The sequence below is a fragment of the Polaribacter sp. genome, assembly GCF_051251875.1.
In the GTDB taxonomy this organism is placed as follows: domain Bacteria; phylum Bacteroidota; class Bacteroidia; order Flavobacteriales; family Flavobacteriaceae; genus Polaribacter.
Window position 1 is genome coordinate 25,039 of record NZ_JBPOGL010000003.1, and the last position, 12,048, is coordinate 37,086.

At 32.0% G+C, this 12,048-nt stretch carries 11 protein-coding genes, 1 tRNA gene and 1 riboswitch; of the genes, 1 reads left to right on the plus strand and 11 read right to left on the minus strand.

The window, feature by feature from the left end; all coding sequences use genetic code 11:
- Positions 1–116: 116 nt before the first annotated feature.
- From ACSHW5_RS02275 to ACSHW5_RS02285, 3 genes are read right to left on the minus strand one after another with little or no spacing between them, the layout of a single operon-like run.
- Positions 117–2,333, minus strand: a complete 2,217-nt coding sequence (locus tag ACSHW5_RS02275) for a molybdopterin cofactor-binding domain-containing protein (RefSeq protein ID WP_435674485.1) — start codon at positions 2,331–2,333, stop codon at positions 117–119.
- A 42-nt stretch (positions 2,334–2,375) separates the two neighbouring features.
- The gene (locus ACSHW5_RS02280) at positions 2,376–2,906 is read right to left on the minus strand and encodes a hypothetical protein (protein WP_435674486.1); all 531 of its coding nucleotides are present in this window, start codon (positions 2,904–2,906) and stop codon (positions 2,376–2,378) included.
- Positions 2,907–2,937: 31 nt separating this feature from the next.
- Positions 2,938–3,396: a (2Fe-2S)-binding protein gene (locus tag ACSHW5_RS02285; RefSeq protein ID WP_435674487.1), complete on the minus strand. Its 459-nt coding sequence runs from the start codon at positions 3,394–3,396 to the stop codon at positions 2,938–2,940.
- A gap of 124 nt (positions 3,397–3,520) precedes the next feature.
- On the opposite strand from ACSHW5_RS02285, the gene ACSHW5_RS02290 reads away from it, so the two are divergent.
- On the plus strand, positions 3,521–4,462 hold the full coding sequence (locus ACSHW5_RS02290) for a sugar phosphate nucleotidyltransferase (protein ID WP_435674488.1): 942 nt from the start codon (positions 3,521–3,523) through the stop codon (positions 4,460–4,462).
- An 88-nt stretch (positions 4,463–4,550) separates the two neighbouring features.
- Here the strand turns inward: ACSHW5_RS02290 and trxA are convergent, their stop codons facing one another.
- From trxA to ACSHW5_RS02330, 8 genes are all read right to left on the minus strand, one after another.
- Complete coding sequence (gene trxA, locus ACSHW5_RS02295; RefSeq protein ID WP_435674489.1) at positions 4,551–4,868, minus strand: thioredoxin; 318 nt, start codon at positions 4,866–4,868, stop codon at positions 4,551–4,553.
- Between the two features lie 218 nt (positions 4,869–5,086).
- Positions 5,087–6,043 (minus strand): methylenetetrahydrofolate reductase [NAD(P)H], encoded by a 957-nt coding sequence (gene metF, locus ACSHW5_RS02300; protein WP_435674490.1) that lies wholly within the window; start codon positions 6,041–6,043, stop codon positions 5,087–5,089.
- Between the two features lie 170 nt (positions 6,044–6,213).
- Positions 6,214–6,450 carry a hypothetical protein gene (locus ACSHW5_RS02305; RefSeq protein WP_435674491.1) on the minus strand — a complete coding sequence of 79 codons (237 nt, stop codon included), beginning with the start codon at positions 6,448–6,450 and terminating at the stop codon, positions 6,214–6,216.
- Positions 6,451–6,505: 55 nt separating this feature from the next.
- Positions 6,506–9,181, minus strand: a complete 2,676-nt coding sequence (gene metH, locus ACSHW5_RS02310; RefSeq protein ID WP_435674492.1) for a methionine synthase — start codon at positions 9,179–9,181, stop codon at positions 6,506–6,508.
- Complete coding sequence (locus ACSHW5_RS02315; RefSeq protein ID WP_435674493.1) at positions 9,178–9,459, minus strand: antibiotic biosynthesis monooxygenase family protein; 282 nt, start codon at positions 9,457–9,459, stop codon at positions 9,178–9,180. The genes metH and ACSHW5_RS02315 overlap by 4 nt, the downstream gene beginning before the upstream one ends.
- A 106-nt stretch (positions 9,460–9,565) precedes the next feature.
- Positions 9,566–10,591: a homocysteine S-methyltransferase family protein gene (locus ACSHW5_RS02320; protein ID WP_435674494.1), complete on the minus strand. Its 1,026-nt coding sequence runs from the start codon at positions 10,589–10,591 to the stop codon at positions 9,566–9,568.
- A gap of 47 nt (positions 10,592–10,638) precedes the next feature.
- Positions 10,639–10,828, minus strand: a riboswitch (SAM riboswitch).
- Between the two features lie 160 nt (positions 10,829–10,988).
- Positions 10,989–11,062: transfer RNA gene (locus tag ACSHW5_RS02325), tRNA-Asp, on the minus strand.
- A gap of 64 nt (positions 11,063–11,126) precedes the next feature.
- Positions 11,127–12,047: a DUF58 domain-containing protein gene (locus ACSHW5_RS02330; RefSeq protein ID WP_435674495.1), complete on the minus strand. Its 921-nt coding sequence runs from the start codon at positions 12,045–12,047 to the stop codon at positions 11,127–11,129.
- Position 12,048 lies beyond the last annotated feature (1 nt).

Consider the following 12,048-nt stretch of genomic DNA (forward strand, 5'->3'; position numbering starts at 1 on the left):
AAAAGCTGAATAATGATATCATTGTTCAGCTTTAATTTAAATGAATTTCTTTAGTAGTTGCTTAAGTATTTATATTGAAATAAATCTCTTCTTTAAGAAGATACATAGTTTTACATTTAACCTAAAACATTACTTTTTTTTAACTCTTTTGCAAATGGCTGACGATACAACCTTTTACCCAATGCTGTATTTATAGCATTGGCAACTGCGCCTCCTGCAGGTGGCAAACCTGGTTCTCCTAAACCTGTTGGAGATAAATCATTTTGTACAAAATGTACGTCTACTTTTGGCGTTTCTTGCATTCTAATTAAACGATAGGTATCAAAGTTTTTTGAGTCTGGTTTACCATCTTTAAAAGAGAAATCAGCATACATTGCGTGTCCAATGCCATCTAAAACACCACCTTCAACTTGGTTTCTTGCGCCTGTTGGATTTACAACAACTCCGCAATCTACGGCAACAGTTACTTTTTTAATCACCGGAAAACCGTCTTTTAAAACTATTTCTGCAATTTCTGCAACATGTGTATTATGACTATAATAGGCAGAAAAACCTTGGTAAACGCCCGCTTCAGTTTTTCCCCAATTGCCTTTTTCTTGCACTAATTTAATAGTGTTTTCCATTCTTTGTCCAGAATATTCAATGTTTTTATCTGTTGTACCTTTTACATTTTGAAGTAAATCTAATCGTAACTGAATAGTATCTACATTTAATTCTGAAGCCAATTCATCAAAGAAACTTTGTTCTGCAAATGCTAAAAAGTTGGTATAAGGTGCTCTCCAAGCGCCCGTTGTTATATTACTTTTATAATTTCCTGTTTCTACTTTGTAATTAGGAATGCATCCCGCAGGGAAAAAGTGAGCAATTAAACCATACATATTTCCATTTATAGCAGCTTCTTTTAAATGATAACCGGTTACTTTTCCATCTTTGATGGATGCTTTTATTCTATATTTTATGGAAGGACGATAAACACCTGTTGTCATATCATCTTCTCTTGTAGAAATTAATTTTACAGGTTTTTGAATTGCATTTGATATTTCTGCTGCTTCATATACAAAATCGCCATACAATCTTCTTCCAAAACCACCACCCATTCTGGTCATTTCTAAAGAGATTTTATCTAATTCATACCCTAATAAATCGGCAACAACTTGTGCGGCAGCTTCAGGGGTTTGTACAGGGCCTGCTAAATGTATTTTTTCTGGAGTTACGTGTGCATAAAAATTCATGGGCTCCATACAGTTATGTGGTAAAAAGGGCGAATGATACGTTCTTTCTATTACTTTATCTGCAGCGGCAAAAGCATTTTTAAGGTTTCCGTCTTCACGTCTTATGTTTAATTTTTTACCATCTAAAATGTTGGTTAACATTTTATCGTGAGTTTCTGTGCTTTCTACTTTAGAGTCTGATCCCCAAGTTGCAGAAAGTGCTTTTTTACCTTTTATGGCAGCCCAAGTATTTTCTGCAATTACTACTACTTTATCGGACTCAGCTAATTGAAAAGTCCAGCTTTTTTTACCAGAAGCAACGTAGTTTCTTACTTTTTCTCCTATGGTAATTACATCAATAACTCCTTTTATTTTTTTAGCTTCAGAGGCATCAAAATTTTCTAATTTTTGCCCGAATGCCGGAGGTCTTAAAACGGAAGCGTATACCATACCTTCTGTTTTATAATCTAAGCCAAAAAGAGGTTTTCCGGTGATAATTTTATCAATATCTACATTTACAATTTCTTGACCAATAATTGTATAGTCTTTAATTTCCTTTAGCTTAACATCTTCCGGAATGTCTAATAACGCAGCTTCTTTTACTACATCTCCATATCCTATTTTGTCTCCGTTAGCGTTGGTTATGATTCCTTTAGAAGCTTTACAAGTACTTGCATTTACTTTCCATTTACTAGCGGCAGCATTTACCAAAAGTTGTTTTGCAGTGGCGCCTGTTTGTCTTAAAGCATCCCAACCAAAACGTATAGATTGACTTCCGCCAGCTATTTGTCTTTTAAAATTTTTGGTATCTAAAGCGCCTTGTACAACATGTACTTTTTCCCAATCAACATCCAATTCTTCAGCAATAATCATGGGCATTGCAGTTTTTACACCTTGCCCTATTTCTGGATTTGGAGAAAAAATAGTGACATATCCATCATCAGAAATTTTTATAAATGCATTAAAGTCATTGAAATTTAAATTTTCAATATCTACTGGCATTACTGTTTCTGGTTTGCAAGCTGACAGAAAGTTGAATCCAATTAATAATCCACCGCTAGCCAAAACCGATGTTTTTAAAAAATTTCTTCTGCTAAAATTAAGGTTACTTTTAGATTCCATTTTTATTTTTTTAGGAAATAAATATTTTTTGAGACCGGTATATTAGACCAAAAACACCAACGCATTATTTGTATAATGTACTTGAGTAACTAGGTCTGCGTAGCTAATTTTTTCGCCGTAATTGTTCGTAATTACTCCGTTTGATGCTCTACACGTAGTAGGTTTTACATTCCATTTTTTTGCTGCTGCCTTTATCAATGTATTTTTTGTAGATGTATTTTTATTCTCACCAAAGATATTGTTTTCGTAATCCGTGGTATTTATCACATCAAAATTTTCATAAGCCGTAGTCCAATCTATTTGGGCTTCTTTTACATGATGTAACGGAATTGTTTTTTTAGTACTTGCTTTTATCTCTCTATTGGGGGTAAAAACAGTTTCTAGTTTATTATTTGTTATTTTAATACGAGCATTAAATTCATGAAAATGGACGTTTTCAGAAGTTTGTTCTAAGAATACATCTTCACCAATTGTAGGTATTAAGTGTAAGCCAGCTAAAATTCCGCCACTAACTAAAAAGGAGTTTTTTAAAAAATTTCTACGATTAAAATCGTTTTTTTCTGAGAGTTTCATACAAATAAGAATTTAAGTTAAAATAAAAAGGTTACATTTTTTCCGAAGCAACTTTTACAGCTTTTTCAATTCTGTTATAAGAAGCACATCTACAAATGTTACCATTCATTGCTTCTCTAATTTCTTTTTTTGTAGGGTTTTTATTCTCTTTTAAAAAAGCAGATGCCGTCATTATTTGACCTGCCTGACAATAACCACATTGTGGTACGTCTATTTCTTTCCAAGCCTGTTGTACAGGGTGTTTACCATCTGTAGACAAACCTTCTATAGTGGTTATTTTTACACCATCTAAAATAGAGACTTGCATTTGGCAACTTCTTGTGGCCACGCCATCTATATGTACCGTACATGCACCACATTGTGCAATACCACATCCAAATTTAGTACCTGTTAAATTTAGTTCATCTCTTAAAACCCATAATAAAGGTGTATCTGAATCTACTTCTACAGATCTTGATATTCCGTTAATATTTAAGTTGTAATTAGGCATAGAAAGCAATATTTAAAATTAGTGTTGTAAGTTACAAAAAATGTTTTTAGCTTTTTAAAAGTTTTTTTTAGCTTTATTTTTTTATTTTTAACAACAAAAATTTGATAAAAAAACAGGTATGAAAATGAATAAAAAGCCAGCTTTAGTAATTTTAGCAGCAGGAATGGGTAGTAGATACGGTGGCTTAAAACAGCTAGATACGTTTACTAAAGAAGGAGATACTATTATAGATTTTTCTATTTACGATGCCATAGAAGCGGGTTTTGGAAAAATCATATTTATTATCAGACAAAGTTTTGAAGTAGAATTTAAAGAAATTTTTAGTAAAAAATTAAAAGACAAAATAGAAATAGTATATGTGTATCAAGAATTAGACAAAGTACCAACTGCATATATAAACCCTAACAGAGTAAAACCTTGGGGAACTGGCCATGCACTTTTGCTGTTGGAAGACGTTATAAAAGAAAATTTTGCTATTATTAATGCTGATGATTTTTACGGAAAAGAAGCTTTTAAAGTGATGGCAAAATCTTTAATCGAAACAGATAAAAACTCGTATCAATATAAAACGATGGCCTATTTATTAGAAAATACAGTTTCTGAATACGGATCTGTTTCTAGGGGTGAATGTAAAGTGGATTCAGATGGTTTTTTATTAGGGGTTACAGAACGTACACAAATACAAAAAGTAGAAAATACATATATAAGAAAAGACAATAATGGAAATAGTATACCTATTGATGGTAAAACCATTGTTTCTATGAATTTTTGGGGTTTTACTCCTACTTGTTTTGAATATGGGAAAGCCTTGTTTTTAGAGTTTTTAGAAGAGAATAAAGAAAACATAAAAGCAGAATTTTACATTCCTAGTTTGGTAAATGAAATAGTAACATCAGCAAAAGCAAAAATAACAGTATTAGAGTCAGACGCTAATTGGTTTGGTGTTACCTACAAGGAAGACAAAGAAAATGTGGTAAACGCTATATGTGCACTAAAAAACAGTAACAAGTACCCTAAAAACCTTTGGAGTGCCCAATATACAAGTACTACAAAGGAATTGTCATAAACCTATTTAGGTGAATTTATTCTAATTAAAAACCGTCTAAAAATTTAATTTTAGACGGTTTTTAATATTATATCGTAATAAAAATCAACTAGATAGCAGCATCAATTTTACCAGTGTAAACATTTTTAGGAGCAACTCCTACTTGTTTGTCAACAACTTCTCCGTTTTTAAAGATTAAAACAGTTGGTATATTTCTTACACCGTATTTAGCAGCAAATTCTTGGTTTGCATCAACATCAATTTTACCAACAATAGCTTTTCCTTCATATTCTTCATGAATTTCATCAACAATTGGTCCTACCATTCTACATGGTCCACACCAAGCTGCCCAAAAATCTACTAATACTGGTTTGTCAGATTTTAATACTAATTCGTCAAAGTTTGCGTCTGTTATTTCTAATGCCATTTTTTTATATTTTAAAATTGTTACTTCTATTTTGAACTACAAAAGTAAACAATTTATTTACTTTCTATATTTCTAAAAAATTGCTTTTTACTATTTGTCTATAAATTGTCTTTATGCTTACAAATATTAAATCATCAAAAAAAAGCTATTTAAAGCATTCTTTTTGATGATTTCTTAAATATAATGTTTCTAATTACAGAAACAAAAAAATATTTTTTTTAAAATAATTCTGAAGCTATTGCTTGTATATTATCACTTTTACCCATAGAATAATAATGTAAAACAGGCACGCCTGCCGCTAATAATTCTTTAGATTGTTGTATTGCAAACTCAATACCAACTTGCCTTACAGCCTTATTATCTTTACATTTATCTACAGCGTCTATTAAATCTTGTGGCAAATCAATTTTAAATACTTGTGGTAATATTTGTAAATGTCTTTGTACTGCTAAAGGCTTAATTCCTGGAATAATAGGAATATTAATTCCCATTTCTTTAGCTGCTTTTACAAACTCAAAATACTTATTATTATCAAAAAACATTTGCGTAACTACATAATCTGCACCCGCATCTACTTTAGCTTTTAAGCGTCTTAAATCTGAAACTAAAGACGGAGCCTCCATATGTTTTTCTGGATATCCGGCAACACCAATACAAAAATCTGAGTGATGTTCTACATTTACATCATCATGTAAATATTGCCCTCTATTTAAGTTTGCAATTTGATGTACCAAATCACTAGCAAAAGCATTTCCTCCTTTTGTAGGTTTAAAATAAGGTTCATCTTTCATAGAATCTCCACGCAAAGCCATCACATTATCCAACCCTAAATAATGGCAATCTACCAACACATATTCTGTTTCTTCTTTGGTAAAACCACCACACAATAAATGCGGAATTGCATCTACCTTATATTTATGCATAATAGACGCACAAATACCTACGGTTCCTGGGCGCATTCTAGTAATTCTCTTGTCTAAAAGTCCGTTTCCTTTGTCTAAATAAACATACTCTTCTCTAGAAGTGGTTACGTCTATAAAAGGCGGATTAAACTCCATTAATGGGTCTATGTTGTTATATAATTCTTGAATATTATTTCCTTTTTTTGGCGGTATCACTTCAAAAGAAAATAACGTTTTACCGTTTGCATTTTTAATGTGTTCTGTAACTTTCATTAGCCTCCCTAAATCCCTCTAATACAGGAAAATTGTTGCGGGTTATTTTATATTAATATTCTACTTTTATTTTTTTGGGCATTACCACAAGGGTCGCGCTTTTCGCTATATCTTTTTATGTATTACTAAAAAAGTAATACATAAAAAGGATGCCGCTGCAATCGCTAATGCTAGGTGTTTAGCAACTTTTTTACATCTTCAAAATCCTCTTTATATTCCCAATAGATCCATCTTCCATCTACATAATCTGTTAGAATATATTTTTCGCTTAAAGATTTAATTCGTGAAACTGCAATTAATTTCTTTCCAAATTTATCTGCAGGAATGTGTGTCATTATTTCTTTGTTAGTTTTATCATAACCATGAGAAATAATATAACTTCCTAAATGCAATGTTATAAACTCCATATTTTATTCTTATTTTATATAACTTCAGTTTTTAAAAAACGAAAGGACCTTAAAATTATTCTTCGGCTAAAGATGGGTGCAACCACTTTCTAGCTTTCTCTTTTGTAATTCCTTTTCTTGTAGAATAATCTGTTACTTGATCATCTGTAATTTTTCCTAGGCCAAAATATTTAGCTTCTTTGTTGGCAAAATAATAACCAGAAACTGCGGCTGCTGGCCACATAGCTAAACTTTCTGTAAGCTTTACTCCTATTTTATTTTCAACATCTAACAACTCCCAAATAGTTTCTTTTTCTAAGTGATCTGGACATGCAGGATACCCCGGTGCAGGTCTTATTCCTTTATAACTTTCCTTAATTAAATCATCATTAGTTAACGTTTCAGCAGCATCATAACCCCAATGGTTTGTTCTAATTTGTTTGTGTAAATATTCTGCCATGGCTTCTGCAAAACGGTCTGCAATAGCTTGCGCCATAATTGCATTATAATCATCTTCTTTTGCTCTGTAGCTTTCTGCTAACTCTTGTGCACCAAAAATACCTACACAAAATGCGCCCATATAATCTGTTTTATTACTTTCTTTAGGAGCAATAAAATCTGCCAATGCATGATTCGGAATCCCATCTCGTTTCTTTAATTGTTGACGTAAGGTTCTAAAAACGGCTACTTCTTTTCCTTTTTTCTGAATAGAAATATCATCATCATTAATAGAATTTGCCTCAAACAAACCAAAAATTGCTTTTGGTTTTAACAATTGCTTTGCAACAATTTCTTGTATCATTTCTTGGGCTTCTTTATACATAATGGTGGCTTGTTCACCCACAACTTCGTCTTTTAAAATATCAGGAAATTTACCGTGTAAATCCCAACTTCTAAAAAACGGACTCCAATCTATAAACGGAACTAAATCTTTTAAACTTAATTGCTCTAAAGTTTGAATTCCTAATGATCTTGGTTTTACAATTTCTGAAGTCTCCCAATTAATTTTATACTTTCTTTTACGTGCTTCGTTTATTGAAATATACGTTTTTTGTTTTCCTCGTTTTAAAAACTTGGTTCTAAACTCATCATAGTCTTTCTTTAATTTTGCAGTGTATAAATGGCTCGATTTTTTGTTTAGCAAATCACCAACAACCGTTACGGCTCTAGAGGCATCATTTACATGTACTACGGCATTTTTATATTGCGTATCAATCTTAACGGCTGTATGCGCTTTTGAGGTTGTTGCACCACCAATTAACAAGGGTAAAACAAAATTTTGACGTTGCATTTCTTTAGCCAAATACACCATTTCATCTAAAGAAGGCGTAATTAAACCAGACAAACCAATAGCATCTACACGTTCTTCTATTGCTTTTTGAATAATTTTTTCTGGCGGAACCATCACTCCTAAATCTACAATTTCGTAGTTATTACAGGCCAAAACAACACTCACAATATTTTTACCAATATCATGTACATCTCCTTTAACGGTTGCCATTAATATTTTACCAACAGGTTCTTGCTTATCGCCTTTTTCGGCTTCAATAAACGGATTTAAATAACCTACTGCTTTTTTCATTACACGGGCAGATTTTACTACTTGTGGCAAAAACATTTTTCCTGCTCCAAATAAATCTCCTACCACATTCATACCAATCATTAAATGACCTTCTATTACTTCAATTGGTTTTGCTGCTTCTTGTCTTGCAGTTTCTATATCTTCTATAATAAAAGCATCAATTCCTTTTACTAATGCATGGGTAATTCTATCTTGTAAAGGGTTTTCTCTCCAAGATAAATCTACTGTTTTTTCTACTTTAGATCCTTTTACTGTTTCAGCAAAATCTAACAAACGTTCCGTTGCATCTTCTCTTCTATCAAGAATTACATCTTCTACACGTTCTAATAAATCTTTCGGAATATTGTCATAAATTTCTAATAATGCTGGGTTTACAATTCCTATATTCATACCTGCCTGAATAGCATAATACAAGAAAACAGAATGCATTGCTTCACGTACTCCATCATTTCCTCTAAAAGAAAAAGAGACATTACTAACCCCACCACTTACAGAAACATTGGGTAAATTTTGTCTCACCCAACGTGTTGCTTCAATAAAATCGATGGCATTTTTTCTATGTTCATCCATTCCTGTAGCAACAGGAAATATGTTTAAATCGAAAATGATATCTTCACTAGGAAAACCAACTTCATCTACTAAAATATCATACGATTTTTTAGCAATTTCAATTCTACGGTCATAATTATCTGCTTGTCCTTCTGAATCAAAAGCCATTACAATTACGGCTGCTCCGTAACGTTTTATTTGTTTTGCTTCCCAGATAAATTTTTCTTTTCCTTCTTTAAGTGAAATAGAATTTACCACACATTTTCCCTGAACAACTTGTAAACCGGCTTCTATAATTTCCCATTTAGAGCTATCAATCATAATGGGAACTCTACAAATATCTGGTTCTGCAGCAATTAAATTTAGAAAACGAACCATTGCTTCTTTTCCGTCAATTAATCCATCATCAAAATTAATATCGATAATTTGCGCGCCACCATCTACTTGATGTCTTGCAATATCTAACGCTTCATCAAATTGTTCGTTTTTTATCAATCTTAAAAACTTACGAGACCCAGCTACATTTGTACGTTCTCCTACGTTTATAAAATTGCTGTTTTCGTTTAGAACTAAAGGTTCTAAACCAGACAATTTCATATATTTTGTTTGTTTCACTTTCATATATAATGTTCTACTGTTGGAAAAGGTTTATAAAAATGATGTAATAACTCTTTCCATTTTTGATATTCATCAGACTTTCTAAATCCTATTTCATGGTCTTCTATTGTTTTCCAATTCACTAATAAAATATATTTATCTTCTTGTTCAATACATTTTTTTAATTCATGAGATATATAACCATTCATTGAAGAAATAATCTTTTCTGCTTTTTTGAAATTAATTTCAAACGTATCAGACAATCCTTTTTTTATATGTAATATGGCAACTTCTAAAATCATATTTGCTTTTTCAGCCCTGTCAGGTTTTTAAAACCTGACAGGGCAACATACCTATTTTTTTAATAAAGACTAACCTTTTATATTATTAAATTAGTTTTAAAAATGCTTAAACCAACTTCCCTTCCCTTTGGGAAGGGATTGAGGGATGGGCTCTCGGTTTATACTTCGCTGCAATCCTTGCAATTTCTTTAATGTGTTCTGGACTTGTACCACAACAACCACCAATAATATTAATCAAATCTTTCTTTAAATATTCTTCAATTTGTTCTCCCATTTCTTCTGCAGTTTCATCATATTCTCCAAAAGCATTAGGTAATCCTGCATTTGGATGTGCTGAAATAGCAAAATCTGTTTTATTAGCAATTGCTTCTAAATGTGGTTGCAATAAATTGGCTCCTAAAGCGCAATTGAATCCTACAGATAATAACGGAATATGAGAAACAGAAATTAGAAAAGCTTCAGCTGTTTGTCCGGATAAGGTTCTACCAGAGGCATCTGTAATTGTACCGCTTAACATTGTTGGAATTTCTATATTTCTTTCGTCTTTTACTTCTTCAATAGCAAATAACGCTGCTTTTGCATTTAAGGTATCAAATACGGTTTCTACCAATAATAAATCTACACCTCCATCAATCAAGGCCTCTATTTGTTGTTTATAGGCAATTCTTAATTCATTAAAAGTAACAGCTCTATAACCAGGATCATTTACATCCGGAGACATGCTTGCTGTTCTGTTTGTAGGGCCAATAGAACCTGCAACAAAACGAGGTTTATGTGGTTCTTTTGCAGTATATTCATCAGCAACTTCTTTGGCAATTTTTGCAGATTGATAATTTAATTCATAGACCAAATCTTCCATTTGATAGTCTGCCATAGCAATGGTAGTACCAGAAAAGGTATTGGTTTCTATGATGTCTGCGCCAGCTTCAAAATATTTTCCGTGAATGGTTTTTATGGCTGCTGGTTGTGTAATTGACAACAGGTCGTTATTTCCTTGTAAAGGAGTTGGATAGTCTTTAAAGCGTTCTCCTCTAAAATCTTCTTCGGTGAATTTATAGGCTTGTAACATGGTTCCCATGGCGCCATCTAACACTAAAATTCGTTCTTTTAAAGCTTTGTATATATTCGACATTTTTTGATATTTTTATCAATATGTCATCAGGAAAGGTAATTTTTTCGCTGTTATCTGCCAAGTTAATTTCTGAAACAAGTTCAGTATAAATTGTAGAATTTAGCACCTTCTTTGTCTTGAATTGAATTCAAGATCTTTTAATTTTTACAAAAATATTAAAAAAGACTCTGAAGTGCTTCAGGATAAGGGTTGCCAAGGCTTCACTGGGTCTAATCCCTCTGCCTTTCGTGATAACGTATCAATAAGTTTATGAACTAAGCTGCAAAGAAAGGCATAATTTTTTTATTTGTCGAAAAAAAACGATAAAAATAGGAAATTGTCTGATTTTCTGGGCTCAAAACAAAAAGTTGTAAAAAAAGAAAATCCTTAATAATCTATAGATTATTAAGGATTTCTGCGGTCTGGACGGGACTCGAACCCGCGACCCCCTGCGTGACAGGCAGGTATTCTAACCAGCTGAACTACCAGACCGTTGCTCTTAGCGGTTGCAAATATACAATGTATTTTGATATCTGCAAACATAAAATAAAAAAAATTATTTATTTTTTTTTCTACCAATTAAATAAGAGGTTAAAATCTCATTATAACCTTTATGAATGTCTACCGGAACATAATCAATTTTATATTGTAAACATTTGTTTTTTAATTCTTTAAAATAATTACCAACCAATTCTTTGTATTTTTCTTTAATATTTTCAGCAAAAACATTTATTTCTTCTCCCGTTTCTACATCAATAAATTTTTTGGGTGAATTATCAAAATTAAAGTCGAATTCTGTTTTTCCGTCATAGGTATGAAACAAAATAACCTCATGTTTGTTGTATTTTAAATGTCTTAAGGCTTCAAATAAGGCATCATCAGCTTTTGATGTCTGAAACATATCTGTAAATAAAAAGATTAATGAGCGTCTGTGTATTTTCTCTGCAATTTCATGTAAATATTTATACGTTTCTGTAGTTGTTTTTTTGGCAGGTAAGAAAAGTTTCTCTAATTGATGTAGCAACATAGTTCTATGACGTTCTCCTCCTTTTTCTGGCGCATAATATTCATAAGAATCAGAATAAATACTTAAACCAACAGCGTCTCTTTGTCTTTTTAAAATTTCCATTAATGAAGCTGCGGCAACAGCAGAAAAACCAACTTTATTTAAACTGTTTACCGTTTGTTTTTTTAAAATAGGATAATGCATTGAGGCAGAGTTGTCTATAATAATGTGGCAACGTAAATTGGTTTCTTCTTCGTATTTTTTAGTATATAATTTCTCTGTTTTTGCAAACAATTTCCAATCTATATGCCGGGTACTTTCGCCGTTATTGTATAGTTTGTGTTCAGAAAACTCTACAGAAAACCCATGAAACGGACTTTTATGAATACCTGTTATAAAACCTTCTACAACTTGTTTTGCCAGCAAGTCTAGGTTTTTAATTTCAGATGATTTTACTTCGGATAAATGCATG

Excerpts from the sequence above, each read along its gene's own strand:
- ACSHW5_RS02275 (WP_435674485.1), bottom strand. The coding sequence starts at position 2,333 with ATGGAATCTAAAAGTAACCTTAATTTTAGCAGAAGAAATTTTTTAAAA.
- ACSHW5_RS02280 (WP_435674486.1), bottom strand. The coding sequence starts at position 2,906 with ATGAAACTCTCAGAAAAAAACGATTTTAATCGTAGAAATTTTTTAAAA.
- ACSHW5_RS02285 (WP_435674487.1), bottom strand. The coding sequence starts at position 3,396 with ATGCCTAATTACAACTTAAATATTAACGGAATATCAAGATCTGTAGAA.
- ACSHW5_RS02290 (WP_435674488.1), top strand. The coding sequence starts at position 3,521 with ATGAATAAAAAGCCAGCTTTAGTAATTTTAGCAGCAGGAATGGGTAGT.
- trxA (WP_435674489.1), bottom strand. The coding sequence starts at position 4,868 with ATGGCATTAGAAATAACAGACGCAAACTTTGACGAATTAGTATTAAAA.
- metF (WP_435674490.1), bottom strand. The coding sequence starts at position 6,043 with ATGAAAGTTACAGAACACATTAAAAATGCAAACGGTAAAACGTTATTT.
- ACSHW5_RS02305 (WP_435674491.1), bottom strand. The coding sequence starts at position 6,450 with ATGGAGTTTATAACATTGCATTTAGGAAGTTATATTATTTCTCATGGT.
- metH (WP_435674492.1), bottom strand. The coding sequence starts at position 9,181 with ATGAAAGTGAAACAAACAAAATATATGAAATTGTCTGGTTTAGAACCT.
- ACSHW5_RS02315 (WP_435674493.1), bottom strand. The coding sequence starts at position 9,459 with ATGATTTTAGAAGTTGCCATATTACATATAAAAAAAGGATTGTCTGAT.
- ACSHW5_RS02320 (WP_435674494.1), bottom strand. The coding sequence starts at position 10,591 with ATGTCGAATATATACAAAGCTTTAAAAGAACGAATTTTAGTGTTAGAT.
- ACSHW5_RS02330 (WP_435674495.1), bottom strand. The coding sequence starts at position 12,047 with ATGCATTTATCCGAAGTAAAATCATCTGAAATTAAAAACCTAGACTTG.